The sequence below is a fragment of the Streptomyces sp. NPDC030840 genome (genome assembly GCF_055572015.1).
Genome location: NZ_JBVIEE010000029.1, coordinates 83,142 through 103,335, shown reverse-complemented (window position 1 = coordinate 103,335; position 20,194 = coordinate 83,142). Strand labels below are relative to the sequence as shown.

At 72.5% G+C, this 20,194-nt stretch carries 19 protein-coding genes; 11 read left to right on the top strand and 8 right to left on the bottom strand.

The window, feature by feature from the left end; all coding sequences use genetic code 11:
* Positions 1–6 precede the first annotated feature (6 nt).
* Positions 7–1,713 (top strand): polyamine aminopropyltransferase, encoded by a 1,707-nt coding sequence (locus tag ACZ49J_RS39950; RefSeq protein WP_467455864.1) that lies wholly within the window; start codon positions 7–9, stop codon positions 1,711–1,713.
* Between the two features lie 78 nt (positions 1,714–1,791).
* Positions 1,792–2,604: an SRPBCC family protein gene (locus ACZ49J_RS39945; protein WP_467455865.1), complete on the top strand. Its 813-nt coding sequence runs from the start codon at positions 1,792–1,794 to the stop codon at positions 2,602–2,604.
* A gap of 309 nt (positions 2,605–2,913) precedes the next feature.
* Here the strand turns inward: ACZ49J_RS39945 and ACZ49J_RS39940 are convergent, their stop codons facing one another.
* The 4 genes from ACZ49J_RS39940 to ACZ49J_RS39925 all read right to left on the bottom strand — a co-directional run bounded on the left by ACZ49J_RS39940 (position 2,914) and on the right by ACZ49J_RS39925 (position 7,130).
* Positions 2,914–4,419 (bottom strand): MFS transporter, encoded by a 1,506-nt coding sequence (locus ACZ49J_RS39940; protein WP_467455866.1) that lies wholly within the window; start codon positions 4,417–4,419, stop codon positions 2,914–2,916.
* Positions 4,420–4,480: 61 nt separating this feature from the next.
* Positions 4,481–5,503 (bottom strand): class II fructose-bisphosphate aldolase, encoded by a 1,023-nt coding sequence (fbaA, locus tag ACZ49J_RS39935; protein ID WP_467455867.1) that lies wholly within the window; start codon positions 5,501–5,503, stop codon positions 4,481–4,483.
* Between the two features lie 235 nt (positions 5,504–5,738).
* On the bottom strand, positions 5,739–6,311 hold the full coding sequence (gene pyrE / locus ACZ49J_RS39930; RefSeq protein ID WP_467455868.1) for an orotate phosphoribosyltransferase: 573 nt from the start codon (positions 6,309–6,311) through the stop codon (positions 5,739–5,741).
* 21 nt (positions 6,312–6,332) lie between these two features.
* Positions 6,333–7,130 (bottom strand): aldose epimerase family protein, encoded by a 798-nt coding sequence (locus ACZ49J_RS39925; protein ID WP_467455869.1) that lies wholly within the window; start codon positions 7,128–7,130, stop codon positions 6,333–6,335.
* 309 nt (positions 7,131–7,439) lie between these two features.
* On the opposite strand from ACZ49J_RS39925, the gene ACZ49J_RS39920 reads away from it, so the two are divergent.
* The 7 genes from ACZ49J_RS39920 (at position 7,440) to ACZ49J_RS39890 (ending at position 14,723) form a co-directional block, all read left to right on the top strand.
* The gene (locus ACZ49J_RS39920; protein WP_467455870.1) at positions 7,440–7,853 is read left to right on the top strand and encodes a DUF3151 domain-containing protein; all 414 of its coding nucleotides are present in this window, start codon (positions 7,440–7,442) and stop codon (positions 7,851–7,853) included.
* Positions 7,854–8,012: 159 nt separating this feature from the next.
* Positions 8,013–8,873 (top strand): tryptophan 2,3-dioxygenase family protein, encoded by an 861-nt coding sequence (locus ACZ49J_RS39915; protein WP_467455871.1) that lies wholly within the window; start codon positions 8,013–8,015, stop codon positions 8,871–8,873.
* Positions 8,874–8,919: 46 nt separating this feature from the next.
* Positions 8,920–10,143: a kynureninase gene (gene kynU, locus ACZ49J_RS39910; protein WP_467455979.1), complete on the top strand. Its 1,224-nt coding sequence runs from the start codon at positions 8,920–8,922 to the stop codon at positions 10,141–10,143.
* 225 nt (positions 10,144–10,368) lie between these two features.
* Positions 10,369–11,262 (top strand): alpha/beta hydrolase family protein, encoded by an 894-nt coding sequence (locus tag ACZ49J_RS39905; protein ID WP_467455872.1) that lies wholly within the window; start codon positions 10,369–10,371, stop codon positions 11,260–11,262.
* A 112-nt stretch (positions 11,263–11,374) separates the two neighbouring features.
* Positions 11,375–12,712, top strand: coding sequence for a sensor histidine kinase (locus ACZ49J_RS39900; protein WP_467455873.1), 1,338 nt, complete (start codon positions 11,375–11,377; stop codon positions 12,710–12,712).
* A gap of 44 nt (positions 12,713–12,756) precedes the next feature.
* Complete coding sequence (locus ACZ49J_RS39895; protein WP_467455980.1) at positions 12,757–13,422, top strand: response regulator; 666 nt, start codon at positions 12,757–12,759, stop codon at positions 13,420–13,422.
* 77 nt (positions 13,423–13,499) lie between these two features.
* A complete protein-coding gene (locus ACZ49J_RS39890; protein WP_467455875.1) occupies positions 13,500–14,723 on the top strand; it encodes a cytochrome P450 in 1,224 nt (407 codons plus the stop codon).
* 18 nt (positions 14,724–14,741) lie between these two features.
* On the opposite strand, the gene ACZ49J_RS39885 is transcribed toward ACZ49J_RS39890, so the two are convergent.
* The 3 genes from ACZ49J_RS39885 to ACZ49J_RS39875 all read right to left on the bottom strand — a co-directional run bounded on the left by ACZ49J_RS39885 (position 14,742) and on the right by ACZ49J_RS39875 (position 17,720).
* Positions 14,742–14,981, bottom strand: a complete 240-nt coding sequence (locus ACZ49J_RS39885; RefSeq protein ID WP_467455877.1) for a hypothetical protein — start codon at positions 14,979–14,981, stop codon at positions 14,742–14,744.
* A 214-nt stretch (positions 14,982–15,195) separates the two neighbouring features.
* On the bottom strand, positions 15,196–16,815 hold the full coding sequence (locus ACZ49J_RS39880) for an ABC transporter permease (RefSeq protein ID WP_467455878.1): 1,620 nt from the start codon (positions 16,813–16,815) through the stop codon (positions 15,196–15,198).
* Positions 16,812–17,720 carry an ABC transporter ATP-binding protein gene (locus ACZ49J_RS39875; RefSeq protein ID WP_467455879.1) on the bottom strand — a complete coding sequence of 303 codons (909 nt, stop codon included), beginning with the start codon at positions 17,718–17,720 and terminating at the stop codon, positions 16,812–16,814. Before ACZ49J_RS39875 ends, ACZ49J_RS39880 begins: the two co-directional genes overlap by 4 nt.
* Before the next feature lie 279 nt (positions 17,721–17,999).
* On the opposite strand from ACZ49J_RS39875, the gene ACZ49J_RS39870 reads away from it, so the two are divergent.
* Together ACZ49J_RS39870 and ACZ49J_RS39865 are read left to right on the top strand one after the other, a co-directional pair.
* Positions 18,000–18,458, top strand: a complete 459-nt coding sequence (locus ACZ49J_RS39870; protein WP_467455981.1) for a GbsR/MarR family transcriptional regulator — start codon at positions 18,000–18,002, stop codon at positions 18,456–18,458.
* A gap of 115 nt (positions 18,459–18,573) precedes the next feature.
* Positions 18,574–19,197, top strand: a complete 624-nt coding sequence (locus ACZ49J_RS39865; RefSeq protein WP_467455881.1) for a Uma2 family endonuclease — start codon at positions 18,574–18,576, stop codon at positions 19,195–19,197.
* 4 nt (positions 19,198–19,201) lie between these two features.
* On the opposite strand, the gene ACZ49J_RS39860 is transcribed toward ACZ49J_RS39865, so the two are convergent.
* Positions 19,202–20,116: a diacylglycerol kinase family protein gene (locus tag ACZ49J_RS39860; protein WP_467455882.1), complete on the bottom strand. Its 915-nt coding sequence runs from the start codon at positions 20,114–20,116 to the stop codon at positions 19,202–19,204.
* Positions 20,117–20,194: the final 78 nt, after the last annotated feature.

Here is a 20,194-nt window from a genome sequence, read left to right as displayed (position 1 = left end):
CCTGCCGTGATCGAACCGCACGCCCCCGCACCCCCCGGCGTCCCCTCGCCCTGGCGCGGCACCGGCGGTCAGGCACGGCTGCCCGATGACCAGGCGCGGTTGCCCGAGGGGCGGTTGCCCGATGGCCAGGCGCGGTTGCCCGAGGGGCGGTTGCCCGATGGCCAGGCGCGGTTGCCCGTCCACCCGGGCACGGGCCGGTTCCTGGTCCTGGTGTGCGTGTTCGTCTGCGCGGCCTGCGGACTCGTGTACGAACTCCAACTCGTCGCCCTCGCCTCGTACCTGACCGGCGACTCGGTCACCCAGGCCTCCGTCGTCGTCTCCGTGATGGTCTTCGCGATGGGCATCGGCTCCCTCGCCGCGAAACGGCTCCGCTCCCTCGCCGCGGCCGGCTTCGGCGCGATCGAGGCGGTCCTCGCCCTGGTCGGCGGCTGCAGCGCGATGGCGGTGTACGCGGTGTTCGCCTGGACCGGCGGCTGGGGCGGCGTGTGGACGGACGCCCCGCGCCACCTCCTCGTCGCCTTCTCCCTCGCCATCGGCCTGCTCATCGGCGCCGAAGTCCCCCTGCTCATGGAGATGATCCAGCGCATCCGCCGCCAGGACGCGGGCGGCGCGGTCGCGGATCTCTCCGCCGCCGACTACGTGGGCGCACTGGTGGGCGGCCTCGCCTTCCCCTTCCTTCTCCTGCCCTGGCTCGGCCAGCTGACAAGTGCGGTGCTCACCGGCGCGGTGAACGCGGTGGCCGGCGGCGCCCTCGTGCTAGGCCTGTTCCGGGGCGACCTGAGCCGTCGCGGCCGCTGGCTGATGCTCCTCGCGAACGCCGCCGTCCTCGGACTCCTCGCCACCGCCGCCACGCTGGTCGACGACTTCGAACGGGCCGCGCGGCAGGCGGTGTACGGCCACGACGTACGGGTCGCGCTGCACACCGGCGCCCAAGAGGTGGTCCTCACCGGCGGTGCCCGCGGCCGCCCCCTCGCCCTCTTCCTCGACGGCCGCCTGCGCTTCAGCGGCCGCGACGAGCGCCGCTACCACGAGGCCCTCGTCCACCCCGCGATGCGGGGCTCCCACGCGCGTGTCCTCGTTCTCGGCGGAGGTGAGGGTCTCGCGGCGCGCGAGGTGCTGCGCCACCCGGGCACGCGCCGCGTCGACGTCGTCGCCCCCGACCCGGCCGTGGTCCGCCTGGCCCGCACCGACCCCGCCCTGTCCTCCCTCAACGGCCACGCCTACGACGACCCCCGCGTCCGGGTCCACACGGCCGACGCCTTCGACTGGCTGCGCCGGGCGCCTGAGGCGGCGTACGACGTCGTGGTCGCGGACCTGCCCGACCCCGGCATCACGGCGAGCACGAAGCTGTACTCGCAGGAGTTCTACGGCCTGGCCCGCCAGGTCCTCGCCGACGGCGGGCGCCTGGTGGTGCACGCGGGGCCGGTGGCGTCCCGGCCGCGCGTCTTCTGGACGGTCGACGCGACGGTACGGGCGGCCGGGCTGCGCACCACGCCGTACAGCGTGGGTGGCCGGACCCCCTCCTCCGCGGCGGGCCCGGACCGTACGGCGGGCGCCTCGCGGGGCCCGCGCGACTGGGGCTTCGTCCTGGCCTCGGCGCCGACCGCGTCCCCGGGAGCCGTGGCCGTCCCCGCGTCCCTTCCCCGCCCCCTCACGCCCCCCGTCGAGGATCTGCCACCGTCGACGCTGACGCACCCGCGGTACGGGGACTGAGGCCGCCCACGGGAAAACGCGGATGTAGGGGTGCGATCGGGCGGCGCGTGGGTAGGCTCGGCTGACATGGAGCATGAGGTGTTCGTTCCGGTTGACGTCGAGCGGCTCGGAGCGGCCCTGTCCGATCCGGAACGGGTGGCACGGGCGGTGCCCGGTCTCCAGCAGGACGCGGGTACGGAACCGGTGGCCGGGCGCCTGAGGGTGCGCGTCGCCGGCCACACCATCACCTACCGAGGTGCCCTCCGTGTCGCCGGGCACGACGACGGCTCCTACGCGGTCGAGGGCGACGCCACGGAGGCCCGCGGCAGCGGCTCGGTGAAGCTGGCCCTCTCGGTGCGGCTCGCCCCGGCGGAGGGCGGCACGACGGTCACCTTCGGCGGCACGGCGACGGCCGACGGGCGGATCGCGGAGCTGGACGAGGACGCGGTGTCCGGGGCGGTGACGCGGCTGTTGAGCCGTTTCGCGGAGAATCTGGCGGAGAATCTGGCGGAGGACGCCGGGGATGGCCCGGTGGAGGACGCGGTGGGCGGCCCGGTGGACGACGCGGTGGAGGAGCCACCGCCTTCCCTGGAACCCGCGGCGCCCGAGGAGCCCGAGGAGCCCAACGAGCCCGAGGCGCCCGAGGCGCTGGATGAGTCCCACGCGGACGTGGTGGCCGACGGCTTCGTCGACGAGGGGGAGCCTCCGGCCGAGGCGGCGCACGCGCGGCGCACGATGATCGGTCGCAGTGCGGAGGAGGTGGACCACGCGCCGCCGCGTGGCCGGTACGCTCCCGTGCCGGCGCCCGAGTCCGTCGTGACCGGCCCCACGCTCCGCTGGGCCGCGCCCGCCGCGGCCCTCGCGCTGGCCTCGGCCGTCGTCGTAGCCCGAGCGCTTCGCCGCCGGCGCTGAGCCCGGGTTTTCCTCGCCCCCGCCGCCCCTACCCGTCCCGTCCTCAGGGGCTCCGCCCCTTCGACCCCGGCCAAGGGGGCTACGCCCCCTGGCCCCCCATTCCTTTCGGGGCGCCGCCCCGGACCCCGTTCGGGGGCCGGCCCCCGAACCCCCGCTCCTCAAACTCCCCCAGCTACCGCTGGGAGGTGCCCCCAAGGGGCTGATGAATCAGCCCGTCCGGCGTTTGAGGACGAGGCCGTCAGGCCGATACGCGGGGGTCTGGGGGCGCAGCCCCCAGGGACGGGACGGGTAGCGGCGGCGGGGGCGAGTTCACCCCCGCGCCGTGGGCGCGCCCTCCGCTCCCCCTTCCAGCGGCGGAGCCGTCACGCAGCAGTGGGTGCGGCACTCGGGATGGCGGCAGTCCGCACCCGGGCGCCGCACCGTCGCGTACGCGAGCACCGCCCCCGCCACCAGCACACCCGCGCACAGCGGCATCGCCCGGTCGAAGGCGGAGTCGAAGGCGTCGGCCGAGCGGTAGGCCTCCGAGCCCATCCCGGTGAGGACCGGCAGCGCCGCCACGGCGATGAGACCGGCCGCACGGGCCGCCGCGTTGTTGACGCCGCTCGCGAGCCCCGCGTGCTCGGTGTCGACGGAGGCCAGGACGGTGGCGGTGAGGGGCGCGACCAGAGTGACCATGCCGAGGCCCAGCACCAGCAGCGCGGGCAGGACGTCCGTGACGTACGAGGCGTCCTTCCCCACCCGCAGCATCAGCAGCATGCCCACCGCGCACACCAGCGGTCCCACCGTGAGCGGGACACGCGGCCCGATCCGTTCGCCCAGCTCGCCCGAGCGCGCCGACAGCAGGAGCATGATCGCGGTGATGGGCAGCAGGGCCGTCCCCGCGCCGAGAGCCGAGTAGCCCGACACCACCTGGAGCTGTAGGACCGCCAGGAAGAAGAAGCCGCCGAAGGCCGCGTAGACGCACAGGGTGACGACATTGACCGCGCTGAACTGGCGGGAGGCGAAGATCCCGAGCGGCATCATCGGGTCCGCGCGCCGACGCTCGACGTACACGAACGCCACCCCGGCCGCCAGCCCCGCCACGGCCATCACCGTCACCAGCACCACGCTCCGCTGACCGGCCTCGATCAGCGCGTACGTCACCAGGGCCAGGGACAGGGCGCCGAGGCCCGCCCCGAGGACGTCGAAGCGGCCGTGGGCCCGTGGGTCGGCCGACTCCGGTACGTGACGGAGTGCGACCGGCACGCAGAGGGCCGCGAGCGGCACGTTCAGCAGGAACACCCAGCGCCAGCCCGGCCCGTCCACCAGCCAGCCGCCCAGGAACGGGCCGACCGCCGCGCCGATCCCGCCGAACCCGGACCACAGGCCCACGGCCCGCCCCCGGTCGTCGGGGTGGAACGAGGCCTGGATGAGGGCCAGCGAACCGGGGGTGAGGAGGGCTCCGCCGATCCCCTGGAGGGCGCGGGCGACGATGAGCACACCCGCGTTCGGGGCGATCCCGCAGAGCAGCGACGCGACGGCGAACCACACCACGCCCAGCACGAAGATCCGCCGCCGCCCGTACCGGTCGCCGAGGGCTCCGCCGAGGAGGATGAGCCCGGCAAGCGTCAGCATGTAGGCGTTGACGGTCCACTGCAGGGCGGCCAGGTCGGCGTCCAGATCGCGCCCGATCCACGGCAGCGCGACGTTGACCACGGTCGAGTCCAGCAGGGCCATGCTGGAGCCCAGGATCGTGGTCAGCAGGATCCACTTCCCCTGGGGGGAGGCGAGCCCGACGCCCGTGCTCCCGCTGTTCTCGCTCGGCGGCGCAGCCATGCTTCGGAGCATACGGAAGGGCCCGGCACCACAGGAGGTACCGGGCCCGGCAGAAGCGGAACTACTTGATCTTCGTGCCCGTCGAACGCAGGTTCTGGCAGGCCTCGAGGACGCGCTGGGCCATCGACGCCTCGGCGAGCTTGCCCCAGGTGCGCGGGTCGTAGGTCTTCTTCGAGCCGACCTCGCCGTCGACCTTGAGCACACCGTCGTAGTTCTTGAACATGTGGTCGGCGACCGGACGCGTGAAGGCGTACTGGGTGTCCGTGTCGATGTTCATCTTGACGACGCCGTTCTCCAGCGCGGTCAGGATCTCCTGCTCGGTGGAGCCGGAACCGCCGTGGAAGACGAAGTCGAACGGCGACTCCTTGCCGAAGCGGGCGGCGACGCCCTCGTTCAGCTCCTTCAGCAGGTCGGGACGCAGGACGACGTTGCCCGGCTTGTAGACACCGTGGACGTTGCCGAAGGAGGCGGCCAGCAGGTAGCGCCCCTTCTCGCCGAGACCGAGGGCCTCGGCCGTGCGGATGGCGTCGTCGACGGTCGTGTACAGGGAGTCGTTGATCTCGTGCGAGACGCCGTCCTCCTCGCCACCGGTCGGGGTGATCTCGACCTCGAGGATGATCTTCGCGGCGGCGGCGCGGGCGAGGAGCTCCTGGCCGATCTCCAGGTTGTCGGCCAGGGTCTCGGCCGAGCCGTCCCACATGTGCGACTGGAAGAGCGGGTTCTCGCCGCGGGCGACGCGCTCCTCCGACACCGCGAGCAGCGGCCGTACGTACCCGTCGAGCTTGTCCTTGGGGCAGTGGTCCGTGTGCAGGGCGACGGTGATGTCGTACTTCTTGGCGACGATGTGCGCGAACTCGGCCAGGGCGACGGCGCCGGTGACCATGTCCTTGTTGTGCTGGCCGCCCAGGAACTCGGCACCACCCGTGGAGATCTGGACGATGCCGTCGCTCTCCGCCTCCGCGAAGCCGCGCAGCGCCGCGTGCAGGGTCTGGGACGAGGTCACGTTGATGGCCGGGTAGGCGAACTTGCCTGCCTTCGCCCGGTCGAGCATCTCGTTGTAGACCTCGGGGGTTGCGATGGGCATCTGTCCGCTCCTCTATGTGCGGGTCGCGTACTGCCTGTCCAGCTGTACGGCTCTTCTGCTGCTTACGGCCCTGACCTAGACCTTGGGATGCGACGTCATCGTCGGTCCCATCTTTCCAGACTTGGCCGGATGCTCCGGCCAGGATGTCCGGAACTTCTCGCGCCGCGCGCCCCCGTCGCCCCCGTTTCCGGCCTCGTGTCCGCCACCGGTGCCGGGCGTCCGTGTCCGGCGTCCGTCAGTCCAGCCCCAACTCGTCCTTGGAGTAGGCGAAGAGGTACGGCACCCCCGCGCCCTCCTCGATCTTCTCGGCGGCTCCGGTGGCGCGGTCGACGATGGTCGCGACGGCCACGACCTCGGCGCCCGCCTCGCGCACGGCCTCGACGGCGGTGAGCGGGGAGCCTCCGGTGGTGGAGGTGTCCTCGACGACGAGCACGCGCCGCCCCGCGATCTCGGGCCCTTCGACCCGCCGCTGCATCCCGTGCGCCTTGGCCGCCTTGCGCACGACGAACGCGTCGAGCCGCCGCCCGCGCGCCGCGGCGGCGTGCAGCATGGCCGCGGCCACGGGGTCGGCGCCCATGGTGAGCCCGCCGACGGCGTCGAACTCCAGGTCGGCGGTCAGGTCGAGCAGCACCTCCCCGACGAGCGGCGCGGCCTCGCCGTCGAGGGTGATGCGGCGCAGGTCGATGTAGTAGTCGGCCTCGAGACCCGACGACAGGGTCACCTTGCCGTGCACGACGGCCTTGTCCTTGATCTGCTGCAACAGCGTGCCGCGCGTGCCGGTCGGCACCACTGCGTTGACGTCACTCATGGCAGCCAGCTTAGACAGCGCTCAGCCGGCCTCCGGACGCCGCCAGGTCCAGGTGGTCGAGGCCTCCAGGGGCTCGATCGGGGTGACCAGTCGCGGCAGGGTGTTGAGGCCGTTGGGCGGCCCTGTCTGCGGCTCCACGCACACGGCCGCCTCCTGCTCGTCGTAGATCACGACCCACTCCTCGCGGGAGGCGATGGTGAGCTCCAGCTGCCCGGGCCAGGTCAGGGTGACCTCGACACCGCCGGGCATCCCGAAGCAGTCGTCCCAGGGGCCGGGCTCGGGGTCGACGCGGTTGCCGGTGGGGAGGTGGTCGTCGCCGCGCTCCTCCTGCCAGGCGGCCTGGAAGGCGAGGCGGACGTCCTGTCCTCCGAGGTTCCGGTTGAACCAGGGGTGCCAGCCGATCTGCGCGGGGAAGGACGAGTCGTACGTCTCCACGGACATGGTGAGCGTCAGGGAGTCCTCGGTGAGGGCGACGACCTGCGTGACCCGTCCGGAGTAGGGCCAGGGCTCCACCAGGTCGTACGTGATGACGGCCTCGTCGTCGGTCACGCGGGCGGTGCGCCAGGCGCCGTCGCGGGCGGTGCCGTGGATGGCGTGCGGTGGGGCGTTGAGCGGCATCTGCTGGACGGTGCCGCCGCTGAGGAAGCGGCCGTCCCTGGTCCGGCCGCACCACGGGACCATCGGGAAGCAGCCGAACCGCTCGCCCTGCCGCAGCAGTTCCGTCCCGCCGACCCGCAGCCCGCTCACCCGCCCGCCGTTCCCCGGCGCCACGACCGCCTCCGCGTCACCCGCGGTCAACGTGATGTGTTCGTTACTCACGCCACGACCCTACGGGGTGCCTCCGGCGGTTGGGCGGATCGGGTGGGGTGGGTGGGGGTGGCTTGGTTCGGTGCGGGTGTGTGGCTTGTCGCGTCCACGCGGCCAAGCCGCATATCGACACCGCCCCGCTGCCCCTTTCGGCCTTGCGGCCTCGTCTCAAGCGCTGGACGGGCTGAAAACAAGGGGCCGAACCCCTGGGGAGGGGACGGGTAGGGGCGGCGGGGGCGAGAAAACCCCGGTCGCACCCCGCGGCCCGTCCGTACTCCGGCGTGGCCGGCCCGTGTCCCCGTATGGGCCAGACTGGAACCCATGACCCTTCACGAGAACCTTCTCGGGGGCCCGCCCCCGACGCACCTCCCCGACGACCCGGAGCCCCGGGAACTGCTCGCGAACGGCACGGCCCCCGCGGACGTCGCCGCGAAGCACCCCACCTCCTCCCTCGCCTGGGCCCAGCTCGCGGACGACGCGTTCGAGCGCGGCTCGGTCGTCGAGTCGTACGCCTACGCCCGCACCGGCTACCACCGCGGCCTGGACGCCCTGCGCCGCAACGGCTGGAAGGGCCACGGCCCCGTTCCTTGGGAGCACGAACCGAATCGCGGCTTCCTGCGCGCCCTGCACGCCCTCGCCCGCGCCGCCGGTTCGATCGGCGAGCAGGAGGAGTACGAGCGCTGCACGCAGTTCCTGAAGGACTCCTCCCCGACGGCGGCCCAGACCCTGGGCTGAGCCCCGGCCGGGTGTCCTTGTCGTGGGCCCGCCTGGTGTGACCAGGCGGGCCTTGCGTTCTGGGGGGACGATTGCGCAGGATGCCCCCTGGGGACCGGGGCCCCCGTGTCGGTAACGGCAGGGGCGGACCGCTACCCGGATCATTCGCAGGAGACAGCGATGTCCCAACAGGCTCAGCAGATCCCTCCCCGTCCTGACGAGGCGAACGAGCCCGAGACTCCGCATCTCGACTTCCAGGGCACGACACCCTACGAGGACTACGTCAGGGCCGACGTCCTCACCCATCTGCAGCACACCCTCTCCGACGACCCCGGAGAGATGGTCTTCCTGGTGACGACCCAGGTCATGGAGCTGTGGTTCACCGTCATCGTCCACGAGTGGGAGACAGCGGCGAAGGCGCTGCGCGAGGACGACGTCCCGACAGCCGTGGCCGCGCTCAAGCGGTCCGTGCGGGAGCTGGAGGCGCTCAACGCGTCCTGGCGGCCCCTCTCGCAGCTCACGCCCGCCCAGTTCAACTCCTACCGCGCCGCCCTCGGCGAGGGCTCCGGCTTCCAGTCGGCGATGTACCGGCGGATGGAGTTCCTGCTCGGCGAGAAGTCCGCCTCCATGCTCGTACCGCACCGCGGGGCGCCGCGCGTGCACGCCGAGCTGGAGAAGGCCCTGCACGAACCGAGCCTCTACGACGAGGTGCTGCGGCTGCTGGCGCGGCGCGGTCACGCCGTGCCGGACGCGGTCGTCCGCCGTGACGTGTCCCGGCGCTACGAGCCCTCGCCCGAGGTGGAGGCGGTGTGGACCGCCCTGTACGCGGGCGACGAGACCGACGAACTCGCCCGCCTCGGCGAGGCGTTGACCGATGTCGCCGAACTGGTGTGGCGCTGGCGCAACGACCACCTCGTGGCCACCCGCAGGGCGATGGGCGCCAAGGCCGGCACGGGCGGCTCCGCCGGGGTGGCCTGGCTGGAGAAGCGGGCCCAGAAGAACGTCTTCCCGGAGCTGTGGACGGCGAGGTCCCATGTCTGAGCTCATGTCCGAGGGCGTGTCCGAGGGCGTGTCCGGGCCGTCCGGGATGTCAGAACTCGCCTTCAAAGCCGGTGAGCTGGACGCCGCCGACGAACTGCGTGAGCTGCGCGGGAGGTTCGTGCTCGACACCGCGTCCGGTCCTGCGGCTGACACCGCGGGCGTCTACCTCGACGGCAACTCCCTCGGCGCGCTCCCGGCCGCCGTGCCCGCCCACGTCGACGACGTCGTGCGCCGCCAGTGGGGTTCCTTGCGTATCCGCTCCTGGGACGAGAGCGGCTGGTGGACCGCGCCGGAACGGATCGGCGACCGGATCGCCCCGCTGGTGGGCGCGGCGGCCGGGCAGATCGTGGTGGGCGACTCCACGAGTGTGAACGTCTTCAAGGCGCTCGTGGCCGCCGTACGCATGACCGGTGACGGCCGGGACGAGATCCTGGTCGACGCGACGACGTTCCCGACGGACGGGTACATCGCCGGGTCGGCGGCGCGGATGACGGGATGCTCGCTGCGTCCCGTGACGCCCGCGGAGGTACGGGACGCGCTCAGCGACCGCACCGCCGCGGTCCTCCTCAACCACGTCGACTACCGCACCGGCCGCCTGCACGACCTGCCGGGGCTGACGGCGGCGGTGCACGAGGCGGGCGCGTACGCCGTGTGGGACCTGTGCCACAGCGCCGGTGCCCTGCCGGTGGGGCTGGACGAGCACGGGGTGGACCTCGCGGTCGGCTGCACCTACAAGTACCTGAACGGCGGGCCGGGTTCACCGGCGTACCTGTATGTGCGCCGCGGCCTCCAGGACCGTTTCGACTCCCCGCTGCCCGGCTGGAACTCGCACGCCGAGCCGTTCGGGATGAGCGTCGACTACGAGCCGGCGACGGGCGCGGCACGCGGCCGGGTGGGCACTCCGGACATCCTGTCCATGCTGGCTCTTGAGGCGGCACTCGGGGTCTGGGAGGGCGTCTCGATCGAGGCCGTCCGTGCCAAGTCCCTCGCGCTGACGGACTTCTTCCTGGAGTGCGTCGCGGCGTACGTCCCCGAGGGGCGCGTCGAGTGCCTGACCCCGGCCGCCCACGCCGAACGGGGCAGTCAGGTGGCGCTGCGCTGCGAGGACGCCGGGGAGGTGATGAAGCGCCTGATCGAGCACGGTGTGGTCGGCGACTTCCGCCGGCCCGACGTCCTCCGCTTCGGTTTCACGCCCCTGTACGTGGGGTTCGGGGACGTGGAGCGGGCCGCGCGGGTGCTGGGGAAGGTGCTGCGGGGCGTGCTCTCCTGAGGCGGAGCGCCACGCCGGGCCCCGCCGCCGCAGCGGCCGCGGGGTCCGGCGCGTCCGCTGTGCACCGTAACAGAGCGGTAGGACCGTTTGGCCCTCACCGAGCGTGACATCCACGTGTCCGCCCTTGTCATGAGCCTGGTACCGTCCCGCCAACGGCCGTTGCCCCATCCGGTCCGTCCGTACCCCGTGTAGTCAATTCCGTTTTTGCCGCTGAGAGGTTGGAGCATGCCGGACGACGCCGCAGCACCGGATGACGCCGTGGCCCGGGACGCCGCCGAGGAGGCGTCCGCCTTCTCGCACCCTCCGGTCGACCCCGACGCCGTCGCCGCGTACGGGGACCACGCCGACCAGGTGATCGACTTCTACGCCCCGCGCGGGCCCGGCGCCGAACAGGACCTCGTACCGCTCGTGGCCGTCCTGCACGGCGGCGCCTGGCGGGCCCCCTACGACCGGCGTCACATCACCCCGTTCGCCGGCTTCCTGGCCCGCCGCGGTTTCGCCGTGGCGAACGTGGAGTACCGGCGGGGTGCGGACAGCGGCGCGGAGGGCGGGCCGGTGGCGGGCCGCTGGCCGGAGACGTTCGACGACGTCGCGGCGGCGTTCGACGCGCTGCCCGGCCTCGTACGGGAGGCGCTGCCGCAGGCGGATCCGCGCCGTACGGTGATCACCGGTCACTCTGCGGGCGGCCACCTCGCGCTGTGGGCCGCCGCCCGCCACGTCCTGCCGGCCGGGGCGCCGTGGCGTACGGACCGTCCGGCGCCGTTGCGCGGTGTCGTCGCCCTCGCCCCGATAGCCGACTTCGAGGTCGCCGGGAAGCTGGAGGTCTGCGGGGGAGCGGCTACGGAACTCCTGGGCGGGGAGGACGCGTTCGCCGAGCGCCGCGCGTACGCCGACCCGGCCCTGCTGCTGCCGACGGGGATCGCCACCACGGTGGTGCAGGGCCGTACTGACGTCGTCGTCCCGGAGGCGGTCGCCGAGTCGTACGCCGACGCGGCGGCCAAGGCGGGCGAGATGATCGGCCTCACGCTCCTGGAGGGCGTCGGCCACTTCCCCCTGATCGACCCGGCGGCGGACGCGTGCGCGGTGGTGGCGGAGGAGATCGCGCAGCTGGCGTGGTGAGGCCGGGCCCCGGCCTGCTCCCCGGTGGTACCCGTAGTACCTGAGACGGACCCCGAAGGACCCCTCTCACTGCTGACGACCGCGCCCCGGTCCGGCGCCTACCGTGTGGAAGGTGACCGAGACGACCCATACGCAGCCGATGCCTCCCAAGGGCACAGCCACATCGCGCAGCCCGGAGTTCCGTGCGGCGGCGGAAGCCCTGCGCGTGCTGCGGCAGGACCTGTTCCACGACGCGCTCGCCTACCGGCCGCTGCCGCGCATGAGCGTGGACGGCCGGCTCACCCGGCACCTGAGCCCCCGCCTGCGGGGGTACGCGGTGTGGACCCCCCATGCCGCGGTCATGACGGCCGCCCTGCTGACGACGATCATCGCCTCCACCAACGACAGCAGCGGCGGGTTCACCTCGCTGGCGGGTGTCCTGCTCGCCGTGGGCCCGATCCTGCTGACGATGGTCCGGCCCGTGAGTGCCTTCTGGTTCTCCATGCTGGCGACTCCGATCGCCGCGGTCTTCGGCAACAGCTGGACCGACTGGCCGTGGCAGCCGGGCAGCTTCGTCTGCCACCTGGTGGTGCTGACGATCGTGGCCCTGCGCACCCGGCCCCGCACGACCCTGTGGATGTGGGCGCTGACCGGAGTGTACGGAGTCGGAGCCGAGGCGTTCTTCGGCGCGGGTCACTACTCGTCGAACACGGGACCGCTGATGACCATCTCCGCGTTCCTCCTGCTCGGCGTCACCGTCATCCACATCCGCCGCACCGCCGACCGGGAGGTGACCGCCCATCAGACGGTGACCGAGCACGAGCGCTCCAAGCGCACCCTGCTGGAGGAGCGCACCACGATCGCCCGCGAACTGCACGACGTGGTGGCCCACCACATGTCGGTGGTCGCGATCCAGGCGGAGGCCGCCCCGTACCGGGTGGAGAACCCGCCGCCGGAGCTGGAGCAGGCCTTCGCCACGATCCGGGAGAACGCGGTGGCGGCGCTCACCGAGCTCCGCCGCGTCCTCGGCGTCGTCCGTGCCGAGGACTACGAGGCGCCGGACGCCCCGCAGCCCACACTCGCCGACATGGACGCCCTGCTCGCCAACGTGCGGGACACCGGCCTGACCGTCGAGAAGGTGGCCACCGGAGCGGTCCGTGAACTCCCGCAGGGCATCGAGCTGTCCGCGTACCGCATAGTCCAGGAGGCGCTCAGCAACACCCTGCGGCACGCGCCGGGCGCCACGGCCCGCGTCGAGATCTCCTACGTGCTCGGCGGCCTCGGGCTGCGCATCGTCAACGGGCCGGCGACCGGCCTGATCAAGCCGTCTCCCGGAGCTGGACACGGCCTCACGGGCATGCGTGAGCGTGTCACGATGCTGAGCGGCGAGATGACGACGAGCGAGACGGACGACGGCGGCTACGAGGTGACGGTGTTCCTGCCCGTGCCCCTGACGGAGGACCCCGCATGACGAGCGGCACGAGCGGCACGCCCGGCACGAGCGGGGCCGGTGGCGTGCCCATCCGTGTCCTCATCGCCGACGACCAGGTGATGGTCCGCGAGGGCTTCTCGGTGCTGCTGGGCGCGATGCCGGACATGGAGGTCGTCGGCGAGGCGGTCAACGGGCGGGACGCGGTCGACCGGGTCCGTGAACTCTCCCCGGACGTCGTCCTGATGGACATCCGCATGCCCGAGCTGAACGGCATCGAGGCGACCCGGGAGATCGTGGCGGCGAGCAGCGCGGCGAAGGTGCTGGTGCTGACGACGTTCGACCTCGACGAGTACGTGTACCAGGCGTTGCGGGCGGGCGCCTCGGGCTTCCTCCTCAAGGACGCCTCGGCACGCCAGCTCGCCGACGGGGTACGGGTGGTGGCGTCCGGCGAGGCACTGCTGGCGCCGTCCGTGACGAAGCGGCTGATCACGGAGTTCTCCCGGCTCGCGGAGGCACCCCGGCTCGCGCCCTCGGCCCAGGCGGCGTACGGCGACCTGACCGAGCGCGAGACGGAGGTCCTGGTCCTCATCGCGCAGGGCCTGTCCAACGCCGAGATCGCCGAGCGCCTGGTCGTCGCCGAGTCCACCATCAAGACCCACGTCAGCCGCATCCTCGTCAAACTGGGACTGAGGGACCGCACCCAGGCGGCGGTGTTCGCGTACGAGGCGAGGCTGGTGAAACCGGGATGAGCGGCCACCTCCACCACGAGGCGCCCTCCTCGGGACACCCCTGGTCAGGCGGGGGCGCGGCGGGTTAGCGTCCGTGCATGACAGCCCGTTCCGACACCGTTGCCGCCTTCGACCCGTGGGACCCGGAGTTCGTCGCCGACCCGTACCCCGCGTACGCGGAGCTGCGGGCACGCGGCCGGGTGCACTACTACGAGCCCACGAACCAGTGGCTGGTGCCGCACCACGCGGACGTCTCCGCGCTGCTGCGCGACCGGCGGCTGGGGCGGACCTACCAGCACCGGTTCACACACGAGGACTTCGGGCGGACGGCGCCACCGGCCGAGCACGAGCCGTTCCACACCCTCAACGACCACGGGATGCTCGACCTGGAGCCGCCGGACCACACGCGGATCAGGCGGCTGGTGTCGAAGGCGTTCACGCCGAGGACGGTCGAGCAGCTGGGCCCGTATGTGCGGAGGCTGGCGGAGCAGCTCGTGGACGGGCTGGTCGCGGCCGGCGGCGGGGACCTGCTGACCGATGTGGCCGAGCCGCTCCCGGTCGCGGTGATCGCCGAGATGCTGGGCATCCCGGAGCCGGACCGGGCGCAGCTGCGGCCGTGGTCGGCGGACATCTGCGGGATGTACGAGCTGAGCCCGTCCGAGGAGACGGCCCGGAAGGCGGTGCGGGCGTCGGTCGAGTTCTCGGAGTACCTGCGGGAGCTGATCGGGGCGCGGCGCGCGGAGCCGGGGGAGGACCTGATCTCCGGGCTGATCGCGGCGTACGACGAGGGTGACCGGCTGACCGAGCAGGAGATGATCTCCACCTGTGTGCTGCTGCTGAACGCGGGGCACGAGGCGACGGTCAACGCGACGGTGAACGGCTGGTGGGCGCTGTTCCGCCACCCGGAGCAGCTGGCCGCCCTGCGTGCCGACCGCTCGCTCGTGCCCACGGCGGTGGAGGAGCTGATGCGGTACGACACTCCGCTCCAGCTGTTCGAGCGGTGGGTGCTGGACGAGATCGAGATCGACGGGACGACCGTTCCGCGCGGCGCCGAGATCGCCATGCTCTTCGGCTCCGCCAACCACGATCCGGCCGTCTTCGCCGAGCCGGGGAAGCTGGACCTGTCCCGCAGGGACAATCCGCACATCTCCTTCAGCGCGGGCATCCACTACTGCATCGGCGCGCCCCTGGCCCGTATCGAACTGGGCGCGTCCATGGCGGCGTTGCTCGACCGCGCCCCGGGCCTGCGCCTCGCGGAGGAACCGAAGCGCAAGCCGAACTTCGTGATCCGGGGGCTGGAGGGGCTGGCCGTCGAGCTGTGACGCGGGTGCCCTCGCGGGTCAGCGTCTGGTGAGGAGGCGGGCGGCCAGCGCGTACACCAGTGCAGGGACCAGCGCGCCGGCCGCGGCCACGAGGGGCAGTTCGGTGAACAGGACGGTGAGGTCCATGCCCTCGTTCTCGAAGCCGTGGCCCAGACGGAGCCGGGTGCGGGAGGTGGTGCCCCAGAGCAGCACGGCCGTCGTCGCTCCTGTCGCGGACGTCACACAGCCGCCGCAGGTGAGCAGGTCGCGTCGTTCCATGTTCCTCATGGACGCGAGCGGCTGCCGCCGGGTTGCAGGAGGGGCGCCGTGGTGTGCTGGGGGTCGTTCGAGCGTGCGGGTGGTTCGTGGCTGGTCGCTCCCCCACTCTCGGCTTCGCTCGAGCGGGGGGACCCCCATCGCGGCGGAGCCGCATATCGACACAGCCCCGCGCCCCTTTCGGGGCGCCCCTTCGGGGGCGCCCCTCAGTCTGGGCTCACGTCACCAGGTCCCGGCGTCTCAGTGCCGCCAGACCCCCCGTCGTCAGCCCGGCAGCGATGGCCGTCAGGGTCAGTACCGGGCCCCACGCCATCTCCCCGCCCGGCAGCTTCGGCAGGTGGCCGAAGGGGGAGATGTTCAGCACGGTCCGCGGGACGTCCAGGGCGGGGCCGATCCAGCCGATGAGCAGTACCGCCCCGGCCACCGCCCAGGCGGCCACGGCCGCGCGTGGCAGCAGCCCGTGGAGCAGTACCGCCACTCCGCCGATCACCCACACCGCGGGCAGCTGCACCAGGCAGGCTCCCAGGATGGGCCCGAGGTCCCGGCCGTACCCGGCGGCGAAGCCCAGTCCGGCCAGCAGCATGATCAGGGAGGATCCGCCGAAGGCGACGACGAGGTGGCCCGCGGCCCAGCGCGTCCGGCCCACCGCGTTCGCCAGGACCGGTTCCGCGCGCCCCGACGTCTCCTCGCTGTTCAGGCGCAGCACGGCGGCGACGACGTACAGCGCGGCGATCAGCCCCATCATGCCGATCATCGCCGCCAGGAACGCGTTCGTCAGCCCGGACTGGCCGCCCATCCGCTGGAACATCTCACGGGCGTTCTCGTTGTCGCCGACCAGGTCGGCCGCGCCCTCGGTCAGCCCGCCGTAGACGACGCCGGCGAGGAGGAAGCCGATGCTCCAGCCCAGCACGCTGCCGCGCTGCAGCCGCCAGGCCAGGGCGCCCGCCGTCCTCAGGCGGCCGTCCGCCGGACCGGGCCGGGTCGGCAGGAAGCTCATGCCCACGTCCCGGCGCCCGGCCAGCTCGTACGCCACCGCGCCCTGGAGGAGCGCCGCCGCGGCGAACAGGACGAGCACCCACCAGCGCTCGTCGGCGAAGGCGCGGAGGTTCTCCAGCCAGCCGAGCGGGGACAGCCAGGTGAGGACGGAGGAGCCGTCGTCCGTCGCCGAGTCGCCGGCCGCCCGCAGCACGAACGCCGCGCCCAGCACGGCCGCCGTCAGTCCGCGCGCCAGCCGCGCGCTCTCCGTCAGCTGGGCGGCGATCGCCGCCATCGTGGCGAAGACCATGCCGACGCCGGCGACACCGAGGCCGACGGCGAGGGCGCCCGCCCGGCCCTGGCCGGCGAGGCCGCCGGTGATCAGCAGGGCGAGGACGCCGTTCGCGACGGTGGCCGTCAGCAGCGCCGCCGTCAGCGGGGCGCGTCGGCCGACCGTGCCCGACGAGATCATCTCCTGGCGGCCGCTCTCCTCCTCGTCCCGCGTGTGCCGGACGACGACGAGCAGGCTCATGACGGCCGCGAGCGCACCGGCGTAGACGCCGACGCGCCAGGCGGTGAGGGCGCCGATGGAGTCGTCGAACACCGGCCCGATCAGGGCGCGCAGGGAGGCGTTGGTCTCCATCTGCCGGATCAGGTCGGCGCGTTCGGCCGTGGTGCCGTACAGGCCCTTGAGCGTGTTCGGCATGGAAAGGACCATCAGGGCGTTCACCGCGATCCAGACCGGCAGCAGCACGCGGTCGCGGCGCAGCGCGAACCTCAACAGGGTTCCCGTACCGGCGAGTTGGCGTGAGCCCCCGGTCCGGGGGATGTACGCGGACGGGGTGGCCGTCGTGGCGTTCATCGGGCCGCCGCCCCTTCGGAGTTCTCGTCCTGGTAGTGCCGCAGGAAGAGCTCCTCCAGCGTCGGCGGGGTCGAGGTCAGGGACCGTACGCCGGACTCGGTGAGCGAGCGCAGCACGGCGTCCAGCTTGTCCGTGTCGACCTGGAGGCGCACGCGCCGCCCCTGTACGTCGAGGTCGTGCACGCCCGGCAGGTGCGACAACCCGTTGGGCGAGGCCGCGAGTTCGGCCGTGACGCTGGTACGGGTCAGGTGCCGCAGGTCGGCCAGCGAACCGCTCTCCACCGTGCGGCCCTTGCGGATGATGCTGACGCGGTCGCACAGTTCCTCGACCTCGCTGAGGATGTGTGACGAGAGCAGGACGGTGCGGCCCCGGTCGCGCTCCTCCTCGACGCAGGCCTGGAAGACCTCCTCCATCAGGGGGTCGAGGCCGGAGGTGGGTTCGTCGAGGATGAGCAGGTCGACGTCCGAGGCGAAGGCGGCGACGAGGGCGACCTTCTGGCGGTTGCCCTTCGAGTACGTCCGCCCCTTCTTCGTCGGGTCCAGCTCGAACCGTTCGATCAGCTCCGCCCGCCGCGTCCGGTCGAGGCCCCCGCGCAGCCGTCCGTACAGGTCGATGACCTCGCCCCCGGAGAGGTTGCGCCACAGGGTGACGTCCCCGGGGACGTACGCGACCCTGCGGTGCAGGTCCACGGCGTCGGCCCAGGGATCGCGGCCCAGTACCTGTGCGGCGCCCGAGTCGGCGCGCAGCAGGCCCAGCAGGACGCGGATGGCGGTGGACTTCCCGGAGCCGTTCGGGCCGAGGAACCCGTGGACCTCACCGGTCTCGACGTCCAGGTCGAGGCCGTCCAGCGCATGCGTCCGCCCGAACCGCTTGTGCAGTCCGGAGACGGTGATTGCCTTCGTCATGATTCTGAACGTACGGTAGTTTCACAAATTTGTGAAGTTAAGGAAGCGTCAAAATGGCGGATAGACTCGACAGCGCACGGTGATCAGGGAAAACGATCCTGGCGGTGCGGTGCGGTGCGGTGCGGTGCGGTGCGGATCGCGCGAGGCGGTCGGGGCGACCGGGAGGTGACGGGTGTGAGCTCGGCAAGGGCTGATGAGGCGCGCACGGGCGGGGAGCGGGGCGTTGTTCCCGGGAGCGGTCCCGACGGTGCTCCGGAGCCGGCCCGGGACCCCGAGGCGGTGTCGCGCTTCATCGAGCGGTTCGCCTCCCAGCTGGTGGAGGCGGGGATGCAGCGGATGCCGGCCCGGGTCTTCGCGGCCCTGCTCTCCTCCGACAGCGGAGCCATGACCTCCGTCGAGCTGGGGGAGCAGCTCAGGATCAGCCCCGCCGCCGTCTCGGGAGCGGTGCGCTACCTGTCCCAGGTGCACATGGTCTCGCGTGAGCGTGAACCGGGTTCGCGCCGCGAGCGGTACGTGGTGCACGGCAACCAGTGGTACGAGGCGCTGACCAACCGCGACGCCATCATCAGGCGCTGGGAGGAAGCCCTGCGCGAGGGCGTCGACAGCCTCGGCGCCGGCAGCCCCGCGGGCCGGCGCCTCGCCGAGACCCTGGCCTACTTCGAGTTCCTGGAGGGGGAGCTGGCGAAGCTGATGGACCGCTGGCGTGTCCACCGCCAGGAACTCTTCGGCGGCGACTGAGACCGGCTCCCGGGCGGGCCACCTGAACGAGTGATGGTCGTGAGACCGTCCGCGTCGGCGTACGCGCGTGGCTACTTTGAGTGGCGGCTGGTCCGCATCAAGGGAAGGGCGCATCATGACACTCATGGCAGAGCGACCGGTGATCAGCGGCACCGAGCCCCAGGGCAGCTTCGCAGAGCTTCTGGACCTCCTCGACGAGCTGCACGTGCCCGACGGCTACAAAGCCGAGATCATCAAGGGGAGCATCGTCGTGTCGCCGTGGTCGAAGGGGTACTACACCCGCGTCATGAAGCTGGTGTGCAAGCAACTTGAGCCGCACCTCCCTGAAGGCCACGTCATCGAACGGACGCCCAACCTGTTCGTGTTCCCGGGGGAGGAGCGTGCGTACGGGCCGGACATCCACGCCGCGCACGAGCGGACGTATGAGACAGGCAGCAGTCACCTGGACGGAGAAGGTCTGTCCTTTGTGGCCGAACTGACCTCGACCTCCACCAGGAACGAGGACCTCACCGACAAGGCCGAGACGTACGGGAAGGCAGGCGTCCCCCTCTACCTGGTCCTCGACATGCAGGAGGGCCAGGCCATTGTCTTCGGGTCCCCGTCCGAGATCGGGTACGAAACCCGCTTCACCAAACCCTTCGGCCAGAAGCTCTACATCCCGGACCCCTTCGGCTGCACCCTCGACACCACGGGCTTCCAGGCCCCGCAGGGGGAAGCCGGCGAGCAGGACGAGGCCTGACAGCTCACGCCGACGTCGGCAGCGTCAACCCCCACGCCCCCTCCCACACCGTCCACGTCCGCGTCCGCACCGGCCCGGCCGCCACGGAATCCGCGTGGTAGCGGAAGGACGGCCCGGACACACTCACCTGTCGTCCCACAGCCCGCAACGGCACGGCCGCCGCGCCCACCGACACCGGCCGTATCTCCACCGCCGCGCCGCCCTTGTCCCCCACGGGCGCCACCGACACCGCCTCCACCGGCTGGTCGAGGTCGACGAGCGTCACCCCGTCGACCTCCACCCGCAGCCGGGACGGCCCGGGCGCCGCGGGGGCCGCGAGCCGCGGCGGGCGGGCCGTCAGCGTCCGTACGAAGGACTGGCAGGTCCGCAGCCACGAGTGGTGGGCCGCAGCCTCCTCGTCCACCCCCACGGACTCGCCGGGCGGCTCCGACGCCACCGGCGGTATGGCCACCGCGCCCAGCACCACCCCGTCGCTGTCGTCCACCAGCAGGTCGAGCCGCCGCTCGGCCCCGTCCAGCACGGCGCGGGCCGCCGCGACCGTACCCTCGGGCACCCCCAGCGACCGCGCCAGCACCCCGGCACCGCCCACCGGCACCAGCGACAGCGCGCACGTGGCCAGTTCCCTTTGCCGGTGCAGCGAGGACACCGCCCGCAGCAGCGCGCGGTCGTCCCCGACCACCACCGGCCGCCGCGACCCGCGCCTGCGAAGCGCCCGGGCGAACTCCTCCGGCCCCTCCGGGAGACAGACCTTCGTACTCGCCGCACCCGCGCTGAGCACGTCTTTCGCGATCCGTACCGACTCACTGTCCGTGTGACGGGCCAGGGGGTCGATGACCACCAGGAGCTGGTCGGAAGTCGCCACCTCGGTCCTGCCTCGCTTCCTCGGGTAGCATCTTTGTGCAAGAGCCCCTTGCGCCATATCGCCAGGGGCTTCGTCTATTCCGGGGCATCCGGTCCGACGGGTCGCGGCCAACGAAGGCTGCCGGTGTACGCAGCG

Bases quoted from the DNA above. Each gene is read 5' to 3' on its own strand.
- kynU (WP_467455979.1), top strand. From the start codon at position 8,920: ATGTCAGAACTCGCCTTCAAAGCCGGTGAGCTGGACGCCGCCGACGAA.
- ACZ49J_RS39875 (WP_467455879.1), bottom strand. From the start codon at position 17,720: ATGACGAAGGCAATCACCGTCTCCGGACTGCACAAGCGGTTCGGGCGG.
- ACZ49J_RS39890 (WP_467455875.1), top strand. From the start codon at position 13,500: ATGACAGCCCGTTCCGACACCGTTGCCGCCTTCGACCCGTGGGACCCG.
- ACZ49J_RS39905 (WP_467455872.1), top strand. From the start codon at position 10,369: ATGCCGGACGACGCCGCAGCACCGGATGACGCCGTGGCCCGGGACGCC.
- ACZ49J_RS39880 (WP_467455878.1), bottom strand. From the start codon at position 16,815: ATGAACGCCACGACGGCCACCCCGTCCGCGTACATCCCCCGGACCGGG.
- fbaA (WP_467455867.1), bottom strand. From the start codon at position 5,503: ATGCCCATCGCAACCCCCGAGGTCTACAACGAGATGCTCGACCGGGCG.
- pyrE (WP_467455868.1), bottom strand. From the start codon at position 6,311: ATGAGTGACGTCAACGCAGTGGTGCCGACCGGCACGCGCGGCACGCTG.
- ACZ49J_RS39920 (WP_467455870.1), top strand. From the start codon at position 7,440: ATGACCCTTCACGAGAACCTTCTCGGGGGCCCGCCCCCGACGCACCTC.
- ACZ49J_RS39915 (WP_467455871.1), top strand. From the start codon at position 8,013: ATGTCCCAACAGGCTCAGCAGATCCCTCCCCGTCCTGACGAGGCGAAC.
- ACZ49J_RS39865 (WP_467455881.1), top strand. From the start codon at position 18,574: ATGACACTCATGGCAGAGCGACCGGTGATCAGCGGCACCGAGCCCCAG.
- ACZ49J_RS39860 (WP_467455882.1), bottom strand. From the start codon at position 20,116: ATGGCGCAAGGGGCTCTTGCACAAAGATGCTACCCGAGGAAGCGAGGC.
- ACZ49J_RS39885 (WP_467455877.1), bottom strand. From the start codon at position 14,981: ATGGAACGACGCGACCTGCTCACCTGCGGCGGCTGTGTGACGTCCGCG.
- ACZ49J_RS39940 (WP_467455866.1), bottom strand. From the start codon at position 4,419: ATGGCTGCGCCGCCGAGCGAGAACAGCGGGAGCACGGGCGTCGGGCTC.